The organism is Lysobacter hankyongensis (assembly GCF_039543145.1).
GTDB classification, from domain to species: Bacteria; Pseudomonadota; Gammaproteobacteria; order Xanthomonadales; family Xanthomonadaceae; genus Lysobacter_I; species Lysobacter_I hankyongensis.
Genome location: NZ_BAABJE010000002.1, coordinates 24,906 through 43,341 on the forward strand (window position 1 = coordinate 24,906; position 18,436 = coordinate 43,341).

19 protein-coding genes are annotated in these 18,436 nt (G+C 67.8%); 10 read left to right on the top strand and 9 right to left on the bottom strand.

The features are described 5' to 3' along the window. Positions 1–198, top strand: a 198-nt coding sequence (locus tag ABD974_RS03960) for a hypothetical protein (protein ID WP_345301991.1), incomplete at its 5' end; no start/stop codon positions are given. A gap of 169 nt (positions 199–367) precedes the next feature. Here ABD974_RS03960 and ABD974_RS03965 read toward each other — a convergent pair. Beyond that, positions 368–1,144 carry an AMP nucleosidase gene (locus ABD974_RS03965; RefSeq protein ID WP_345301992.1) on the bottom strand — a complete coding sequence of 259 codons (777 nt, stop codon included), beginning with the start codon at positions 1,142–1,144 and terminating at the stop codon, positions 368–370. A 125-nt stretch (positions 1,145–1,269) separates the two neighbouring features. Here ABD974_RS03965 and ABD974_RS03970 point away from each other — a divergent pair, with 125 nt between their 5' ends. From ABD974_RS03970 to ABD974_RS04000, 7 genes are all read left to right on the top strand, one after another. Next, the gene (locus ABD974_RS03970; protein ID WP_345301993.1) at positions 1,270–2,724 is read left to right on the top strand and encodes an amidohydrolase; all 1,455 of its coding nucleotides are present in this window, start codon (positions 1,270–1,272) and stop codon (positions 2,722–2,724) included. Further along, complete coding sequence (locus tag ABD974_RS03975; RefSeq protein ID WP_345301994.1) at positions 2,721–4,034, top strand: amidohydrolase family protein; 1,314 nt, start codon at positions 2,721–2,723, stop codon at positions 4,032–4,034. Before ABD974_RS03970 ends, ABD974_RS03975 begins: the two co-directional genes overlap by 4 nt. Before the next feature lie 15 nt (positions 4,035–4,049). Next, the gene (locus ABD974_RS03980) at positions 4,050–4,742 is read left to right on the top strand and encodes a hypothetical protein (RefSeq protein ID WP_345301995.1); all 693 of its coding nucleotides are present in this window, start codon (positions 4,050–4,052) and stop codon (positions 4,740–4,742) included. Positions 4,743–4,778: 36 nt separating this feature from the next. Then, positions 4,779–5,408, top strand: a complete 630-nt coding sequence (locus tag ABD974_RS03985) for a 2-hydroxychromene-2-carboxylate isomerase (protein WP_345301996.1) — start codon at positions 4,779–4,781, stop codon at positions 5,406–5,408. A 147-nt stretch (positions 5,409–5,555) separates the two neighbouring features. Next, positions 5,556–6,500 carry a DegV family protein gene (locus tag ABD974_RS03990; RefSeq protein ID WP_345301997.1) on the top strand — a complete coding sequence of 315 codons (945 nt, stop codon included), beginning with the start codon at positions 5,556–5,558 and terminating at the stop codon, positions 6,498–6,500. Positions 6,501–6,560: 60 nt separating this feature from the next. Further along, the gene (locus tag ABD974_RS03995; RefSeq protein ID WP_345301998.1) at positions 6,561–6,902 is read left to right on the top strand and encodes a hypothetical protein; all 342 of its coding nucleotides are present in this window, start codon (positions 6,561–6,563) and stop codon (positions 6,900–6,902) included. Further along, positions 6,899–7,582, top strand: coding sequence for a Dph6-related ATP pyrophosphatase (locus tag ABD974_RS04000; protein WP_345301999.1), 684 nt, complete (start codon positions 6,899–6,901; stop codon positions 7,580–7,582). Before ABD974_RS03995 ends, ABD974_RS04000 begins: the two co-directional genes overlap by 4 nt. A gap of 164 nt (positions 7,583–7,746) precedes the next feature. On the opposite strand, the gene fghA is transcribed toward ABD974_RS04000, so the two are convergent. The 4 genes from fghA to ABD974_RS04020 all read right to left on the bottom strand — a co-directional run bounded on the left by fghA (position 7,747) and on the right by ABD974_RS04020 (position 10,745). Next, positions 7,747–8,604: an S-formylglutathione hydrolase gene (gene fghA / locus ABD974_RS04005; protein ID WP_345302000.1), complete on the bottom strand. Its 858-nt coding sequence runs from the start codon at positions 8,602–8,604 to the stop codon at positions 7,747–7,749. A gap of 137 nt (positions 8,605–8,741) precedes the next feature. Next, positions 8,742–9,851, bottom strand: a complete 1,110-nt coding sequence (locus ABD974_RS04010) for an S-(hydroxymethyl)glutathione dehydrogenase/class III alcohol dehydrogenase (protein WP_345302001.1) — start codon at positions 9,849–9,851, stop codon at positions 8,742–8,744. A 28-nt stretch (positions 9,852–9,879) separates the two neighbouring features. Next, positions 9,880–10,155, bottom strand: coding sequence for a formaldehyde-responsive transcriptional repressor FrmR (frmR, locus tag ABD974_RS04015; protein WP_345302002.1), 276 nt, complete (start codon positions 10,153–10,155; stop codon positions 9,880–9,882). Positions 10,156–10,271: 116 nt separating this feature from the next. Next, a complete protein-coding gene (locus tag ABD974_RS04020) occupies positions 10,272–10,745 on the bottom strand; it encodes a hypothetical protein (protein ID WP_345302003.1) in 474 nt (157 codons plus the stop codon). Between the two features lie 104 nt (positions 10,746–10,849). Between ABD974_RS04020 and ABD974_RS04025 the strand changes: the two genes are divergently transcribed. Beyond that, positions 10,850–11,743: a LysR family transcriptional regulator gene (locus ABD974_RS04025; protein ID WP_345302004.1), complete on the top strand. Its 894-nt coding sequence runs from the start codon at positions 10,850–10,852 to the stop codon at positions 11,741–11,743. Between the two features lie 115 nt (positions 11,744–11,858). Further along, positions 11,859–12,347: a GNAT family N-acetyltransferase gene (locus ABD974_RS04030; RefSeq protein ID WP_345302005.1), complete on the top strand. Its 489-nt coding sequence runs from the start codon at positions 11,859–11,861 to the stop codon at positions 12,345–12,347. Positions 12,348–12,424: 77 nt separating this feature from the next. On the opposite strand, the gene ABD974_RS04035 is transcribed toward ABD974_RS04030, so the two are convergent. The 4 genes from ABD974_RS04035 to ABD974_RS04050 all read right to left on the bottom strand — a co-directional run bounded on the left by ABD974_RS04035 (position 12,425) and on the right by ABD974_RS04050 (position 18,294). Then, positions 12,425–12,814, bottom strand: coding sequence for a hypothetical protein (locus tag ABD974_RS04035; protein ID WP_345302006.1), 390 nt, complete (start codon positions 12,812–12,814; stop codon positions 12,425–12,427). Next, on the bottom strand, positions 12,804–13,790 hold the full coding sequence (locus tag ABD974_RS04040; protein WP_345302007.1) for a CapA family protein: 987 nt from the start codon (positions 13,788–13,790) through the stop codon (positions 12,804–12,806). The genes ABD974_RS04035 and ABD974_RS04040 overlap by 11 nt, the downstream gene beginning before the upstream one ends. 49 nt (positions 13,791–13,839) lie before the next feature. Further along, a complete protein-coding gene (gene ppc / locus ABD974_RS04045) occupies positions 13,840–16,572 on the bottom strand; it encodes a phosphoenolpyruvate carboxylase (protein ID WP_345302008.1) in 2,733 nt (910 codons plus the stop codon). Between the two features lie 342 nt (positions 16,573–16,914). Then, positions 16,915–18,294, bottom strand: coding sequence for a glutamate--cysteine ligase (locus ABD974_RS04050; protein WP_345302009.1), 1,380 nt, complete (start codon positions 18,292–18,294; stop codon positions 16,915–16,917). Positions 18,295–18,436 lie beyond the last annotated feature (142 nt).

The following is an 18,436-nucleotide window of genomic DNA, read 5'->3' on the forward strand; positions in this document are numbered from 1 at the left end:
GGGCGCGACCGACGGGGTGTGCTTTCTTTTGGTTATCTTTTCTTTGCACAAGCAAAGAAAAGTGACTCGCTCGCGGCAGCGAGCGAAACCAAGACCATGCGGCAGATCGTTCCGTTAGCCTGCGTAGCGAGTTGGATTCGAATCGATCACAAACAGGTCCCTCGCCTGCGGCTCGGGATGACAGTCGTATCAGAATGATCGTAACCCGATGATCTACTGAGCGAAAAAGTGGGGATACCTCAGGCCTTGGCCCGCCATTGCGATGTTTCCGATGGCTTCGGACAGTGATCGAAGCGATTTCGATCGTTGTTCCCGTATCTGCATGATCGAGATGGCGGGCCTGGGCCCGCCCTACATCGATTTTCGATCACTCGTCGAACCGCAGATGCCGCACCGATTTGCCGTGCCGGCGGATCAGCTTCAGCGCTTCGATGCCGATGGTGATGTGGCGTTCGACGAATTCGGCGCTGACCTTGGCGTCGCTGGCTTCGGTCTTCACGCCTTCGGGGATCATCGGCTGGTCGCTGACCAGCAGCAGCGCGCCGCAGGGGATGCGGTTGGCGAAGCCCGCGGCGAAGACGGTGGCGGTTTCCATGTCGATGGCCATGCAGCGCATGGTGCGCAGACGTTCCTTGAATTCGTCGTCGTGTTCCCAGACGCGGCGGTTGGTGGTGTAGACCGTGCCGGTCCAGTAGTCGTGGTCGAGGTCGCGGATCATCGTCGAGACCGCGCGCTGCAGGGCGAACGCGGGCAGTGCGGGCACTTCCGGCGGCAGGTAGTCGTTGCTGGTGCCGTCGCCGCGGATCGCGGCGATCGGCAGGATCAGGTCGCCGAGCTGGTTCTTGCGCTTGAGGCCGCCGCACTTGCCGAGGAACAGCACCGCCTGCGGCATGATCGCGGACAGCAGGTCCATCAGGGTGGCCGCGTTGGGGCTGCCCATGCCGAAGTTGATCATGGTGATGCCGTCGATGGTCGCACTGGGCATCGGGCGGTCGCGGCCGACGACTTCGGCGCCGGTCATGCCCGCGAACAGATCGAGATAGCCGCCAAAGTTGGTCAACAGGATGTGCTGGCCGAACCGGTCGAGCGGCACGCCGGTGTAGCGGGGCAGCCAGTTCTCGACGATCGCTTGTTTGTCTTTCATGTGCGTCTCCGGGTGATCCGGTGCATTTTGTCACGCACCATGACCTTGGTCATGGTTGGCATGGCCCGGAGGCCGGGCTAGGGTGGCGGTTCTCCGAGGCACCACCTCCGCAGGGGCACTCCGACATGCAACGAACCTTTCTCGCCGCGCTGGCCGCGACCGTGCTGCCGGCGCTGGCGCTCGCGCCGGCCCATGCGGCCGACAAGTCCGCCGACGCGTCCGCCGCGAAACCGACCGTCTCGCGCTTCGCCCAGGACCCGTACCCGAGCACCTATCGCCCGATCGCCTCGCCGCCGGTGCTGATCCGGGGCGCCACCGTGCTCACCGGGACGGGCACCCGGCTCGACGGCGCCGACGTGCTGATGCGCGACGGGAAGATCGTCGCGGTGGGCGTCGACCTCGACGCGCCCGCCGACGCGCTGCGCGTGGACGGTCGCGGCAAATGGGTGACGCCGGGCCTGATCGACGTGCATTCGCACCTCGGCGTGTATCCCAGCCCGGGCATGAGCGCGCATTCGGACGGCAACGAGGCGACGTCGCCGACCACGCCCAATGTCTGGGCCGAACATTCGCTGTGGCCGCAGGACCCCGGCTTCGCGACGGCATTGGCCGGCGGCGTGACTTCGATGCAGATCCTGCCGGGTTCGGCGAATCTGGTCGGCGGCCGCGGCGTGACCGTGAAGAACGTGGCGGCCACGACCTATCAGGCGATGAAGTTCCCGGGTGCGCCCTGGGGCCTGAAGATGGCCTGCGGCGAGAACCCGAAACGCACCTACGGCCAGCGCGGCGGCCCGTCCACGCGCATGGGCAACGTCGCCGGGTATCGCGCGGCCTTCATCGACGCCAGCGAATATCTGAAGAAGAACAGGCCCAAGACCGCGGCGCCGCGGCGCTGGTGGCAGAGCGCGTCGTCGCAGGACAGCAACAACGACAGCGGCGGCAAGCGCGATCTGAAGATGGACACGCTGGCTGGCGCGATCAACGGCGACATCCTCGTCCACATCCACTGCTATCGCGCCGACGAGATGGCGATCATGTTGGACTTGGCGAAGGAGTTCAAATTCAAAATCGCCGCGTTCCACCACGGCGTCGAAGCCTACAAGCTCGCAGACCGGCTGGGCGAGGAAGGCGTGTGCGGCGCGCTGTGGGCCGACTGGTGGGGCTTCAAGATGGAATCGTTCGACGGCATCCAGGAAAACATCCTGCTGGTGGACCGCGCGAAGAACGGCTGCGCGATCGTGCATTCGGATTCGTCCGAAGGCATCCAGCGGCTGAACCAGGAAGCGGCGAAGGTGATGGCGCAGGGCACGCGCATCGGCATCGAGGTGCCGCCGGAGCGCGCCGTGCGCTGGATCACCGCGAATCCCGCGAAATCGATGGGCATCCTCGACAAGACCGGCACCCTGGAGCCGGGCAAGATGGCCGACGTGGTGCTGTGGAACGGCAATCCCTTCAGCGTCTACGCCAAGGCCGAGCAGGTCTACATCGACGGCGCGCGCGTCTACGACCGCAGCGATCGATCGCGGCAGCCGGTCTCCGATTTCATGCTCGGGCAGCGCGTCGAAGGAGATGTGCGATGAGCCGCCTTGCGAAGCGTCCTTTCCCGAATCTCGCCTGCGCGCTCGCGCTGGCCGCGGGCCTGTCGTTCGGCGCCAGCGGCGCCGCGTCCGCACAGAATGTCCTCATCCGCAACGCCACCGTGCACACCGCGGGCGCGCAGGGCACGCTGCGCGGGACCGACGTGCTGGTGCGCGACGGCACCATCGCCGCGATCGGCAAGCAGCTGTCCGCCGCGGGCGTCGAAACCATCGACGCGCAGGGCCGGCCGCTGACGCCGGCGCTGTTCGGCGGCATCAACTCGATCGGCCTGCAGGAAATCTCGCTCGGCGACGACACCCGCGACCAGGCGCTCGCGCTCGGCGACGCCAAGGACATGGTGGTGCGGCCGGAGTTCGACGTGACCCTGGCCTACAACCCGGCCTCGATCCTGGTGCCGGTGGCGCGGGTCGAAGGCATCGGTTTCAGCATGCTCGGCGCCGACAGCGTGCGCGGCGGTTCGATCATCGGCGGCCAGGGCGGCATCGTCCGCCTCGACGGCAGCCCGGACCCGATCGGCCCGCGCGCACTGTTCATCCAGCTGGGCAGCGACGGCGCCGGTCTTACCGGCAATTCGCGCGCGGCGCAGTGGATGATCCTCGATCAGCTGGTCGACGAAGCCCGCGGCCGGATTCCGGTCGATGCGAGCATCGCCCTGCTCACGCCGGCCGGCCGGCAGAGCTTCGCGCGCTATCTCGACGGCGGCGGGCGCGTGGTGGTGGCGGTGCATCGCGCCGCTGACATCCGCCAGCTGTTGCGCTGGTCGCAGCGTCACGGCGTGCGCATCGCGATCCTCGGCGGCAGCGAGGCCTGGATGATGGCGCCGCAGCTGGCCGCGGCGAAGGTGCCGGTGTTCGTCGATGCGCTGGCGAACCTGCCCGCCGACTTCGACCGCATCGGCAGCACCCTCGAGAACGCCGCGCGGCTGCGCGCCGCCGGCGTGCCGGTGAGCTTCAGCCAGTTCGACGATGCCGCGCATTACGCGCGCAAGCTGCGTCAGGCCGCCGGCAACGCGGTCGCCAACGGTCTGCCCTGGGAAGACGGCCTGGCCGGCCTGACCCGGGTGCCGGCCGAGACCTTCGGCGTGGCCGACCGTCTGGGCACGATCGCGGTCGGCAAGCGCGCCGACCTGGTGCTGTGGACCGGCGATCCGCTGGAAGTGAGCACGGTGGCCACGCAGGTGTGGTTCGACGGCCGCGCGATCCCGATGCGCAGCCGCCAGACCGAACTGCGCGACCGTTACCTGCGTGCGGCGGGCGATCTGCCGCGGGCGTATCCTGCCGGGAACGACTGAGCCGGAGCGTTCGCGATGTGGCTGTTGCTGAGTTTGGCCCTGGGCGGCGCGCATGCGCTGCAGCCGCCCGGGCAGTTCCACGGTGGCGAACCCGTCGCCCGTCACGGCGAGCGCTGGTTCGCGTTGACCGCCGACGCCGATGGCGCGCGTCTCACCCGCACCCGGCTGCAGGTGAAGACGGTGGTGGACGAGCTGCTGGACGGTGAGGGCCAGGCGACCGGTCAGGCCGTGAGCAGTGCCGGCAGCGGCGACGATCTCGTGACCTATCTGCGCGGTTCCGGCCTGCACGAAGGACCGGTGACGCAGGCCGCGCGCGCGGAAGCCGTCGCCGACGGCGGGTTGCCGGCCTACACGCTGCGTTTCGGCGACCGCGACTACCGGATCGGCACCCGCTGCGAAGCCGAGCCTGCGACCGCGAACGCCTACCGGTGTTCGATCGATTTCATCGATGGCGAACGCCGGCAGACGCTGGTCGCGATGTCCGGCCAGCGCGATGCCACGGCGACCGACAGCGGGCTGATGCTGGGCAGCGAGGCTTCGCCGCATCTGATCTTCGCCGGCGACCTCGATCGCGACGGTCGCCTCGATCTGATCTTCGACACCACCGACCACTACAACGTCAGCCGGCCCACGCTGTTCCTGTCCGGCGCCGCCGCCGAAGGCGAACTGGTGCGCATGGTCGCCGAATACCATTCCGTCGGCTGTTGAGCCGCCGCGTCTTCATCCGCGTCTCCGGACAACACCATGGCCGACAACACGAATCGCTGGTATTTCGATTTCATTTCGCCGTTCGCCTATCTGCACTGGCCGAAGGTGCGCGCGCTGATGGCCGAGCATGCCATCGTGCCGGTGCCGATCCTGTTCGCCGCGGTGCTCGACGCCCGCGGCCAGAAAGGTCCGGCCGAAATCCCGAGCAAGCGCGAATTCACCTATCGCCACGTGCTGTGGCAGGCGCGCGAGGCCGGCGTGCCGCTGCGCTTCCCGCCGAGGCATCCGTTCAATCCGCTTCCCGCACTGCGATTGTGCATCGCAGCAGGCGCGTCGCCGGCATCGATCGATGCGATCTTCGATTGGATCTGGGCGCGGGGCAATGCCGCGGATACCGCGGAATCGCTGGAATCCGTGCGCGAATCGCTGGGTTTGCCGTCCGGTGTAACCGATTCCAGCGAGGTCAAGGCGATGCTGCGCAACTGCACCGAAATCGCGCTCACCGCGGGCGTGTTCGGCGTTCCGACGCTCGCACTTGGCAATTCCCTGTTTTGGGGGAATGATGCGCATGCGTTCGCGGTAGCGGCCCTGCGCGATCCGGCTCTATTGGAAGAGACCGAGATGCGGCGGGTCGTGCAATTGCCGGTCGGCGTACAGCGCAGCTGAACAGGGGCGGCCGCGCGTCGTCGATGGGCATGCAGTACGGAGCAGGGCGTGCGGTTCGCGCGAGGGATGCGACGAACCAGGACGGAGATCGCACGACACGTTCCGATCGAAGTTGGTTTTTCCGCGCCCCCTTCGGAAGCCGCCACCATGCGCATAGGTCTGGTTGTCGATTCGGCATGCGATCTGCGAGGGAGCTTCATCGAACGGAATCACATCGAAATCCTCCCGATCACGGTCAAGATCGGGGACGCGGTGCTCGCCGATCGCCGCAATGAACAAGCCACGCTCGAATTCCTCCACTCGCACATCGCCGAGCGCGGCGCCGAGGCGGAGACCATGCCGTTCACGGTCGAGCAGATCCGCGACGTGTTCCTGCAGAAACTGGTGATCGAATACGACCACGTGTTCTGCCTCACCGTCACCCGCAGCCGCAGTCCGATCCACGACAACGCCACCCAGGCGAGCTTCGTGATCCTCAACGACTACCGGCCGATGCGCACCGCCGCGGGGCACACATCGCCGTTCGCGCTGCGCGTGATCGACACCCAGTCGCTGTTCGCCGGCCAGGGCGTCACCGCGGTGGAAGCGGTGCGCATGATCCAGGCCGGTGAAGGCGTCGCCAAGATCCGCGCGCGGTTGGAGAACCTCGCGATCAACACCCACACCTACATGGTGCCGCGCGATCTGATGTACCTGCGTTCTCGCACCAAGGCCAAGGGCGACAAGAGCGTCAGCCTGCTCAGCGCCACCCTCGGCTCCGCGCTCGACATCAAGCCGGTGCTCTACTGCAACCGTGGCGAGACCAAGCCGGTGGCGAAGATCCGCGGCTGGGACGCGGCGGTGCGCAAGCTGTTCGCGTTCGGCGTGGAGCGCGTGCGCGCCGGGCTGATGACGCCGACGCTGTGCCTGAGTTACGGCGGCGAACTGGAAGAGATGCGCCTGCTGCCGGGCTACGCCTCGCTGATCGACGCCTGCCGCGATGCGCGCGTCGAAGTGTTCGAGAGCGTGATGAGCCTCACCGGCATGGTCAACGTCGGCAAGGGCTCGCTGGTGATGGGCTTCGCGTCGGACCCGCACGAATTCAAGGAATGATCGCGATCGGTTGAGATCGCGCCGCGCTATGCTGATCCACCCGCCCGCGAGTGGACCAGCATGACCGTCCGTTATTACCTGAGCATTCCCGATGCCGGCGCGCTCGCCGCGGCCGGCGAATTCGCCTTCCGTTCCCGCGGTGCCGAAGGCCTGGCCGAAGAACTGCAGGTGGCGCTGCGCGACGACGCGCTGTTCCAGCGCTGGCGCGCGAGCCAGGCGGATCCCGATGGCGTCGATCCCGGGCTCGGCGTCACCGATCCCGCTGCCACCGTGCGCGGCGAACAGCACGACCTGCAGATCGACCTGATCGCGACGACCTCGATCGCGGGCGCGGTGCTCAAGCATCGCCTGCGCCTGCTCGCCGGCGGAGGTTGGCAACTGCGCGACGTCACCGCGGCATGATCCGACCGCTGCTGCTGTCGTGGAGCGGCGGCAAGGACGCGGCCTGGGCGCTGCATGTGCTGCGGCAGCGCCCCGATGTCGAAGTGGTCGGCCTGGTCACCACGCTCACCGAGGGCTACGACCGCATCGCGATGCAGGGCATCCGCCACGCGATCCTGCAGGCGCAGTCCGTCGCCTGCGGTTTGCCGGTGATCGAAGCGTGGATGCCGCAGCGCGCCAGCAACGCGATCTATCGCGAGACGTTCGCCGATGCGCTGGCGCGCGCACGCGCGCGCTGGCCCGGGTTGCGCGACATCGCGTTCGGCGATCTGTTCCTGCAGGACATCCGCGCGTATCGCGAAACGCTGTGCGCGGACCTGGACTGGACGCCGCATTTCCCGATCTTCGACGCGACGCCGGGATACACCGCGCGGCTCGCGCGCGCGATGCTCGACGGCGGCCTGCGCGCGCGACTGTCCTGCGTCGACACCACCCAGCTCGATGGCGCGTTCAGCGGCCGCGATTTCGACGATGCGCTGTTGCGCGATCTGCCGGCCGGCTGCGACCCGTGCGGCGAGAACGGCGAATTCCATACGCTGGTGCACGCCGGGCCGATGTTTGCCGCACCGCTGTCGATCGCGACCGGCGAGACCGTGCTGCGCGACGGGCGATTCGCCTACACCGATTTCCTGTTGCGTTGACGGATCGTCGATCGTCGATCGTGGGGTCGGTAGAGCGGGCTTCAGCCCGCTATCCTGCATGCGGATGGGTGGAAGCGGGCTGAAGCCGCTCTACCGGGTCGGCGCGGCGTCTCCGTTCTCCCTCCACCGCATCGCGGGGGAGGGTCGGGGTGGGGGCCGGCCGCTCAACGCGTCCGGCTGAGCTGGCGCATGTGGAAGATGAAGTGCTCGCCGATGAAACTGGCGATGAAGTAGTAGCTGTGGTCGTAGCCCTTGCGCATGCGCAGATCGAGCGGATGCCCGGCGGCATCGCAGGCGGCGGCCAGCCGTTCCGGCTGCAGCTGCGTGTCGAGGAATTCGTCGTCCTCGCCCTGGTCCACCAGCAGCGGCAGCCGTTCCTGCGCATCCGCGATCAGCTCGCACGCATCCCACGCCTTCCATGCCTCGCGATCCTCGCCGAGATACGCGGCGAAGGCCTTCTGTCCCCACGGCACCTGGGTCGGGGACACAATGGGCGAGAACGCCGAGACGCTGCGATAGCGGCCCGGATTGCGCAGCGCCGTCACCAGCGCGCCGTGCCCGCCCATCGAATGCCCGCTGATCGCGCGCGCGCCGCTGTTCGGAATATGCGCGTCGATCCAGTCCGGCAGCTCGCGTGCGACGTAGTCCTGCATCCGGTAATGCGAGGACCACGGTGCCTGCGTGGCGTCGAGATAGAAACCCGCGCCCTTGCCGAGGTCGTAACCGTCCGCGTCGGGCACGGCATCGCCGCGCGGACTCGTATCCGGTGCGACCACGATCACGCCGTGGTCCGCGGCGTAGCGCTGGGCCCCGGCCTTGGTGATGAAATTCTGTTCGGTGCAGGTCAGGCCCGACAGCCAGTAGAGCACCGGGCAGCGTCGCTGCTCGGCCTGGGGCGGCAGGTAGACGGCCACGTGCATCGCGCAATCCAGCGCTTCCGATTGATGGCGGTAGACGTCCTGCCAGCCGCCGAAACATGCGCGATGTTCGATGCGCTCCCGATCGGTATGTTTCGGATTCAAGCCAATTCCCCTGTTGTGCGACCGTTTTCGCCGGCAGAGGCGGCGAATCGTGTCGGATGCGGATCGCGGCGCGTGTGGTTTCGCGCCCTCATCCGCCCTTCGGGCACCTTCTCCCGCAGGCGGGAGAAGGCGATCGATCAATAATGAATGACGGTGCGGATCGACTTGCCTTCGTGCATGAGATCGAAGGCCTCGTTGATCCCGTCCAGCGGCAGGGTGTGGGTCACGAACGGCGCGAGTTCGATCTCGCCCCGCATCGCGTCCTCGACCATGCCCGGCAGTTGCGTGCGCCCCTTCACACCCCCGAACGCGGTTCCCTTCCAGGTCCGGCCAGTCACCAGCTGGAACGGGCGGGTGCTGATCTCCTGGCCGGCGCCGGCCACGCCGATGATCACCGACTGGCCCCAGCCGCGATGCGCGCATTCCAGCGCCGCGCGCATCACGTTGACGTTGCCGATGCATTCGAAGCTGTGGTCCACGCCCCAGCCGGTCATCTCCACGATCACCTGCTGGATGGGCTTGTCGTGATCCTTCGGATTGACGCAGTCGGTGGCGCCCATCTGCGTCGCCAGTTCGAATTTCGACGGATTGGTGTCGATGGCGATGATGCGGCCGGCCTTCGCCTGGCGCGCGCCCTGGATCACCGCAAGACCGATGCCGCCGAGGCCGAACACCGCGACCGAATCGCCGGCCTGCACCTTCGCGGTGTTGTGCACAGCCCCGATGCCGGTGGTCACGCCGCAGCCGAGCAGACAGACGTGTTCGTGGTTGGCCTCGGGATTGATCTTCGCCAGCGAGACTTCGGCCACGACCGTGTATTCGCTGAAGGTGCTGCAGCCCATGTAGTGATAAATCGGCTGGCCTTCGTAGGAAAACCGCGACGTGCCGTCGGGCATCACGCCCTTGCCCTGGGTCGCGCGCACCGACACGCAGAGATTGGTCTTGCCGCTCTTGCAGAACAGGCACTCGCCGCATTCGGCGGTGTACAGCGGAATCACGTGATCGCCGGGCTTCACGCTGGTCACCCCTTCGCCGACCTCCACCACCACGCCCGCGCCTTCGTGGCCGAGCACGCAGGGGAACAGGCCCTCCGGGTCTTCGCCGCTGAGCGTGAATGCATCGGTGTGGCAGACGCCGGTGTGGCTGATCTTCACCAGCACCTCGCCCTTGCGCGGCGGGGCGACATCGATCTCGACGATCTTCAGCGGTTGACCGGGGCCGAAGGCGACGGCGGCGCGTGATTTCATGACAACTCTCCCTGACAGGACGGATGGTTCATTTGAGATAGGAGCGGACGAGCGCGATCGCCTGCTGGACGCTGCGCTCCCTGGCGGGATCGCGGGCGACAGCCTCGCCGAATTCTTCGCGCAGATGGCTTTCCAGCACCTCCGCCATCAGCCCGTTCACCGCGCCGCGGATCGCGGCCAGCTGCTGCAGCACCGCGCCGCAGTCGCTGCCGGCCTCCAACGCCCGTTCCAGCGCGTCTGTCTGCCCGCGGATCCGGCGCAGACGGGTGAGAGCCTTTTTCTTCTCGGCGGGGGAGTGCGGCATAGTGGGGGGGAGTATAGATCGACGGCGTGGGAAGTCCAGCTGTCGTCGTGGCCGCGACCGCTTCCATCGACACGGAAGGGGGCGACAGCGATCCCGGCGCTCACATGCGTGACCGCCTAGAGGATGGCCTCGGCCACATCCTTCCATGTCGTGACCCGTCGCATCGCGGCGGGGGCATGACCGCGCTGTGGGCCGAACAGGTAGAGGTACGGAACGATGCCGATCATCGGTTCGAGCACGTCGGTACGATCGTCGATGAAGTGCGTGATGCCGAGTTCGCGGCAGTGGACCGCCTTGTGCGGTCGTTTGAGGCAGAACCGCACCTGGTCGCGATGGATACCGGTTCTTTCGAAGAACCGGTGATGCTCGAACCACTGCAACGTCCTTTCCTGGATGCGCGCACCGCATTTGGAAACAATCCATACCCGACCCTCGAATCGTTCGACCAGCGCGGGCACGATGTCGAACATATCGTCGTAGGGCGGGGTGTTCATGGCGTTTTCCAGCGAGCCGCCGATGAAGGAGGTGTCCGGTCTTGCGTTGTCGCCGGGACTGATCAGGACGCGCCCGACATCGATACCCAGTTTCATGGTGTTCTCCGTGATGTTGTCTCGTGAGTGATGGCGCGCATTCCACTCGATCCGACTATTCACGGGAACTTGATTCTTTGGATGGGCTATAGAATTATTGGATAATGAATCTTCTGCGCGACGTCTCGCTGGATGCGCTCACGGCCTTCGCCGAATTCGCCGAGGACGGCAACTTCAGCCGCGCTGCGATCCGCTTGCATCTCTCGCAGCCGGCGCTTCACACGAAGATCGCCAAGCTCGGGCGTGCGGTCGGGCGTCCCCTGTACGTACGCCGCGGCCGCACGATCGAGATCACGCCGGAGGGCCGGCGCGTGCAGCGGCACGCGCGGGAAATCGCCGCATCGATGGCCATGCTCCAGGATGAGTTGCTCGGGAAAAATGTGGTGCAGCCGGTGACCCTCGCGGCCGGTGAAGGAGCGTTCCTCTATCTTCTCGGCCAAGGGCTCAAGGCGCACCTGTCGGATCGCAGTCATGTCCTGCAACTGGTGACGGCGGATGGCGCCGCCGCGGTGGAAGCGGTTCGATCGGGACGTGCGCATCTTGGAATCGCATGTCTGGAGACGGTTCCGCGCGATTTGGCCGTCGAGCCGTTCACGCGCGTGGGCCAGGTATTGGCGTTTCCGAAAAAGCACGCGTTCGCGTCGCGTCGAAGCATCCGCCTGAAGGATATCGCCGGCAGTGGACTGATCTTGCCGCCCGTGGGGCGACCGCATCGGACGATGCTTTCGCAAATGCTGCAGTCCGCGCAGGTGCATTGTGAGGTCGCCGTGGAAGCTTCCGGCTGGGAGGTCATGTTGCACCTCGTCCGCCTTGGCATGGGGTTGGCCGTGGTCAATGCCTGCTGTCGCATCCCGGCCGGCGTCGTCGCTCGACCGATGCCGGAATTGCCCGCGCTGCAGTATCTGATTTTTTCCCGGAAGGAAGGCGTGTCGGGTGCGGCGTCGGCACTGAAGAAGAATCTGCTCGCTTCTGCAAACGCCTGGAAGGAAGCGTCATAGCGTTCCGGCAGCCAAGTCCGTCCAGTCGCGTTGCGGCGGTGGCTGCGGTCATGGTGTTTCCAGTCGGGCGGATATCTCCGTGCCGATCGGCGATTGCGCTTTCCGGGAGATCGCGATGGACGTGAGACAGATGGAACCCGCGGAACTCGATGTACTGGCCGCGCTGTGGCGCGACGGCTGGCAGGACGCGCATGCCGCGATCCTGCCTGCGGCGCTGGTCCGTGACCGGACGCCGGAGAGTTTCCGGCACCGGCTGGCGGGTGCGATCGCGGACGTGCGCGTCGTCGGTCCGGCGGGTGCGCCGCTCGGTTTCTGCATCGCGCATCGCGACGAGTTGTACCAGCTGTACGTTTCCGACGTCGCGCGCGGGACGGGTGTCGCCGCGTCGCTGCTGGCGGATGCGGAAGCGCGGATGTGCGCCTCGGGCGTCGAAACCGCGTGGCTGGTCTGCGCGATCGGCAATGCGCGCGCCGCGACGTTCTACGAGAAGCACGGGTGGCGTCGCGTCGGCAGCATGATCAGCCGGCTGACCACGCCGGACGGCGTGTTTCCGCTGGAGGCCTGGCGCTACGAAAAGAGGCTCGACGACGGTCCGGCGATGTAGCGCCGTCACGGTGTGCGCGTGCGCAGCGGCCTGAAGGCCGCGCTACCGCGGTGTTGGCCGAAGGTCCGAAACGGAGTTCAGGGCAACCGTTCGCACCAGTACTGCAATTCGCTGCCCTTGCTCGGTTCGTAGACGAAGTGGAGACCGGTGAAGCCGTGAGGGCCGCCGGAGGCGAGGAACGGCGGGCGATGTTTGGCCTGATGGATCGGCACCGGTTCGCCGGACGCGATCGCGTAAACGTAGAGATTGATCGCGGCGGCGCGCGCGGGCGCGGTCACGTAGACCGCCTTGAATTCGAAGTAGCGTCCGATCTTCTGCGCCGGCACCCGGTAGGGCGCGTCGGTCGGCGTGGCGTCGACGGTGAAGGGTTCGCCGCCGTAGACGATGTGGCAGCGCACGCTGTCGGCCTGCGCGCACGGCGCGGCCATCAGCAGCGATGCGAGCAGCGCGAGGCGTCTATCCGCCACGGCACTGCCTCGGCTGCGTGTCGCCGCGCCGGCCGCAGGGGCTGGCGGCCTCGGGGTCGGGATGCGGAACGCCGTTTTCGTCGAGCCGTACGACGCGCGTGCGCCACGCGGCCACGCCGCGTTTGTCCAGCGTCGCTTCCAGCGTCCAGCCGGTGAGCGTGGCCTCGGTGTCGAAGCCGTTGAAGAGGAAATTGCCGAGGCTGTAGACGATCGGCTTGCCGTCGTGGATCTCGGCGCCCTGGGTGACGTGCGGATGCGCGCCGACCACCATGTCCGCACCGGCGTCGAGCATCGCGCGCGCGAAATTCTTCTGACGTTCGCTCGGGTAGCCCTCGTTCTCCCAGCCCCAGTGCATGAAGGGGATCACGAGGTCGGCATGGTGGCGCGTGCGCGCGGCGATGATGTCCTCGATCACCTGTTCGTCCTCGCCGCCCCAGGCGACGCCGGGCCTGCCGGCGTCGGCTTCGAACGAGCGCGGCTTGAATTCGACATAGCCCAGCAGCGCGATGCGCAGACCGTTGCGTTCGACGATCCACGGTGCGTGCGCTTCCTCCAGATCGGCGCCGCCGCCGAAATAGGGCAGACCGGCCCGGCGCATCAGGCCGAGTTGTTCGGCGAAGGCGGCCTTGCCGAAATCGCCGGAATGGTTGTTGGCGAGCGAGAACGCGTCGAAATGCCGCGCCAGCACCGGCAGCGTGCGTGGGTCGGCGCGGAAGGTGAAGGGCTTGTCCAGCGCGGTGCCGCCGGTGGCGACCACGCATTCGAGATTGCCGATGCGGACATCGGCCCTGCGCAGCCAGGCGGCGAGCGGTGCGAACGGATCCGCGCCGCGGGCGATCAGTTCGCCTGGCGTCTCGGCCACCATGATGTCGCCGACGAAGGCGATCTCGACGCTGTCCCGCGCGGCCTGGGCGACGGAGAGCGGCAGTGCGGACAGGACGAGCGGCAGCAGCAAGGACGTGGCGGTGGGGCGCATCGGTCGAGTCTGTCACGGCATCGGCGCGGGTGTAAATCCGCGGCGATGCTCAGCCCGTGTTCTGAATGCCTGCGGCGATGCCGTTGACCGTCGTCACCAGGGCCTGGAACAGGGCATCGTCGTCGCGACCGGCCTCGCGCCAGCGCTGCAGCAGTTCCACCTGCAACAGACTGATGGGATCGACGTAGGGATTGCGCAGGCGGATCGACAGCCGCAGGCGGTAATCGTCCTGCAGCAGGCGGGTGCGGCCGCGCAGGGCGAGGATGGTGTCGGTGGTGCGCTCGAATTCCTCGGCGATGCCGGCGTGGAAGGCGTCGTGCAGCGGACCGGCGAGGTGCGAGTAGCGCTCGAAGATCGCGAGGTCGGATTTCGCCATCAGCATTTCGATGTCGTCGAGCATCGCGGCGAAGAACGGCCAGTCGCGCGCCATCGCCGCCATCTCGTCGAGGCCGTGCGTGGCGATGCCGTGCGCGAGCGCGGTGCCGACGCCGTACCAGCCGGTGAGGCCGGAGCGGTTCTGCGACCACGCGAACACCCACGGGATCGCGCGCAGCGCTTCGATGCCGCCTTCGCGGCGCTTCGACGGGCGCGAGCCCAGGCGCAGGCGTTCGATCACGTCGATCGGCGTCGCCGCGCGGAAATACGCGGGAAAATCCGGGCGATCGTGCACCAGCGCGCGGTAGTGCGCGCGCGAGACCTGGGCCAGTTCGGTCGCGAGCGCGCGCCAGCGCGCTTCACGCGGCTCGGGTGGCCGCGGGCGCAGGCTGGCGCGCAGCACCGCGGCGGTGGCCTGTTCGAGATTGCGCAGCGCCAGCGCGCGGATGCCGTACTTGCGATGGATGACTTCGCCCTGCTCGGTGACGCGCAGAGTGCCGTCGACCGTGCCGCGCGGCGCGGCGATGATCGCGCGCTCGGTCTTGCCGCCGCCGCGGCTGACCGAGCCGCCGCGGCCATGGAAGAACACGATGCGCACGCCGGCCTGCTGCGACAGCTCCAGCAGTTCGGCCTGGGTGCGCTGCAGCGACCAGCGCGAGGCGAGGATGCCGCCGTCCTTGGCGCTGTCGGAATAGCCCAGCATCACGATCTGGCGATCGCCGCGGGCGCGCAGATGCGCGCGATAGACGGGATCGTCGAACAGCGCGCGCATGATCTCCGGCGCGGCTCGCAGGTCGTCGATGGTTTCGAACAGCGGTGCGATATCGAGCGGTACCGTCTCGGCATCGGCTTCGTCTTGCTCGGTGCAGCCGGCGACGCGCGCCAGCGCCAGCACCGCGAGCGCGTCGGCGGCGCTGCGGCTCATGCTGATGATGTAGGGGCCGAACGCATGCGCGCCGAAGCGGAGGCGAGCCTCGCGCACGGTGCGCAGCACGTCGAGCGTGGCCCGTGCGCCGGCCGCGTCGCGATCGATCCGCGCGCGGCCGTCGATCATCGCGTGCAACTGCGGAATGCGCGCATCGGGTGTGCGCGTCGACCAGTCGTCGTCGCCCAGCAATGCCGACACCGCGACATCATGGGTGCCGGAATCCTGGCGCAGATCGAGCGTGGCCAGATGGAAGCCGAAGCTGCGCACGCGCCACAGCACGCGTTGCAGCGCGAAGCGGCCGGCATGCTCGCCGCGGTGCCGCTGCAGGCTGCGGTCGATCGCCTGCAGGTCGTCGATGAAGGCGTCGGCGTCGGCGTAGCCGGTGCCGCCGTCGTCGGACTCGGCCGCGGACAACCGCGCGCGCATCAGGTTCAGCAGTTGCCGGTAGGGCATGTCCACCAGCCGCGGACTGAGCCGCGCGGCGACCTGCGGCAGCATCGCGGTGTAGCGCGCGATCCGCGCCTCGATATCGTCGTCCACGCCGATCCGGCTGCGGCTCTGGGTCAGGATCTCGCCCAGCGCCTGCAGGTCAGTGCGGTAATTCGCGAGCACGCTCGCGCGCTGCGCGGTGAGCGCGGCGCGGATGGTGTCGGCGCCGACGTTCGGATTGCCGTCCATGTCGCCGCCGACCCAGGTGCCGAAGCGCAGCACCGGCGGCAGATCGATGCGGCGATACTCCGGGTCGTCGCCGTACACGGCCTCGATCGCGTCCGCGAACGCTTCGTAATAGACGGGCAGCGCGCGGAACAACACGTGGTTGAGGTAGTAACCGATGTGTTCGACCTCGTCGGTCACGGTCGGCTGCTGCTGCGGGGCGTCGGCGGTCTGCCAGCTCGCGGTCAGCGCCTGGCGGATGCGCGCGGTGTCGGCGCCGCGTTCGGCCGGCGTGCGCTGGCGGTCGATGTCCGCGATCAGGCGCTCGGTGATCGTGCGCTCCTTCAGCAGCAGCGCGCGGCGCACGGCTTCGGTCGGGTGCGCGGTGAACACCGGTTCGATCCGCAGCCGCGGCAGCAGCGCGCGCAATTCGTCGAAGCCGACGCCGTCGTCGCGCAGCGCGCGCAGGGTCGCGGTGAGCCCGCCGGGCTGCGGGGCGTCGGTGCTGCGCTGGTAATCGCGGCGGCGGCGGATGCGGTGGATGCGTTCGGCGAGGTTCACCACGCCGAAATAGGCGGCGAAGGCGCGGACGAGGGCGTCGGCGTCCTCCAGCGGCACCTGGGCGAGGCGGGCGGCGAGGTCGTCGATGGTCTCGCCCTGCTCGCGGCGCGCGATCGCGGCGCGGCGGACGGATTCCACCTGTGCCAGGCGCTCGGCCGAGACCTGCTCGGCCAGCATGTCGCCGACCATCGTCCCCAGCCGGCGCACGTCGTCGCGCAGCAGGGTATCGGTCTCGGCGAATTCGAGGGTGTCGCGGACGCGCATCGATGGACTCGCAGTGGGGGTGCGAACCTCCGAGGCTATCCGAATTCAGGGCCGCGTGACGATGTATTCGTGTGCATGGGCGTGCCGGCGGCCCGCGGCTGGCCCGCGATGCAGGCCATCCACGGTAGAGCGGCCTTCAGGCCGGCCCAGGCAGCACTCCGAGCGCGACGATATCCATGCCGCGCCTGCGGCCGGGGGAGGCAAATCCTCGGGATGTTGGCAGAGCGGCCTTCAGGCCGCTGCGCCATTCTCGCGCCAAAGCAGCGGCCTTCAGGCCGCTCTACCTCATCTATGCTCAGCGGCCTGAAGGCCGCTCTACCGGAGCGTGCGCTCCGGCGCGTTTCAATACGCGAATTCGCGGAACACGCGGTCGATGTCGCCCTGCCATTCGCCGTGGAACAGGTCGAGCTTGCGTTCGGCGGCGGTCTGGCCGCTTTCGACGACTTCGATCACCGGGTCGAGGAAGCGGCTCTCGTCGGCGCCCTTGCTGTTGCGCACGGCGCGGCGCTGCAGGCCGGCGGCGGAGATCTTCAGCGCTTCGCGGGCGAGATCGCGCAGGCTGCCGTTGCGGTCCGCGCCGATGCGCGCCGGCACCCGCAGTCCCAGCTTCGGCACCTGGTCGCGCAGCGCGTTGCGTTCGGCCATGCTGAAGTCCTTGACCAGATCCCAGGCGGCGTCGAGCGCCGCGTCGTCGTACAGCAGGCCGACCCAGAACGCCGGCAGCGCGCACAGGCGATTCCAGGGGCCGCCGTCGGCGCCGCGCATCTCCAGATATTTCTTCAGCCGCACTTCGGGGAAGGCGGTGGTCATGTGGTCGGACCAGTCGCGCAGGGTCGGCAGCTTGCCGGGCAGGGCGGGCAGCTTGCCGGCCATGAAATCGCGGAAGCTCTGGCCGCTGGCGTCCACGTACTCGCCGTCGCGGTAGGAAAAATACATCGGCACGTCGAGCAGATAGTCGACGTAGCGCTCGTAGCCGAAACCGTCCTCGAACACGAAGTCGAGCATGCCGGTGCGGTCGGCGTCGGTGTCGGTCCAGATGTGCGAACGATAGGAGAGATAGCCGTTGGGCCGGCCTTCGGTGAACGGCGAATCCGCGAACAGCGCGGTCGCGATCGGCTGCAGCGCCAGCGAGACGCGGAACTTCTTCACCATGTCCGCTTCGCTGGCGTAATCGAGATTGACCTGCACCGTGCAGGTGCGGGTCATCATGTCCAGGCCGAGGCCGCCGACCTTCGGCATGTAGGCGCGCATGATCTTGTAGCGACCCTTCGGCATCCACGGCATCTGGTCGCGGCGCCATTTCGGCTGGAAACCCATGCCGAGGAAGCCGAGCCCGAGTTCGTCGGCGACGGCCTTCACTTCCTTCAGATGGCTGCCGACTTCGCTGCAGGTCTGGTGGATGTTCTCCAGCGGCGCGCCGGAGAGTTCCAGCTGGCCGGCAGGTTCCAGCGTGACCGAGGCGTTGTCCTTGAGCAGCGCGATGGTGCGGCCGTGCTCGTTCACCGGCTCCCAGCCGAAGCGGGTCAGGCCGATGAGCAGCGCCTCGATGCCGCGCTCGCCGTCGAACGTGGGCGGCATCAGATCGTCGAGTCGGAAACCGAACTTTTCGTGCTCGGTACCGATGCGCCAATCGGCTTTCGGCTTCTCGCCGGAGGCGAGGACCGCCGCCAGCTGGTCGCGATCGGTGATGGGCGTGTCGGCGACGTGGCTGGGGCTGGACATGGTCGTTCCGTGAGGATGGGGCTGGAGCCGGGCAAGGTCCGGTCCGGAAGGGAGACCCCGGATGGGCGGAACGTTGCGCGGCGATGGCGGGTAGGCGAGATGGGGTTGCTGCCCTACCATCGCAAGATCCGCACTATAGCCG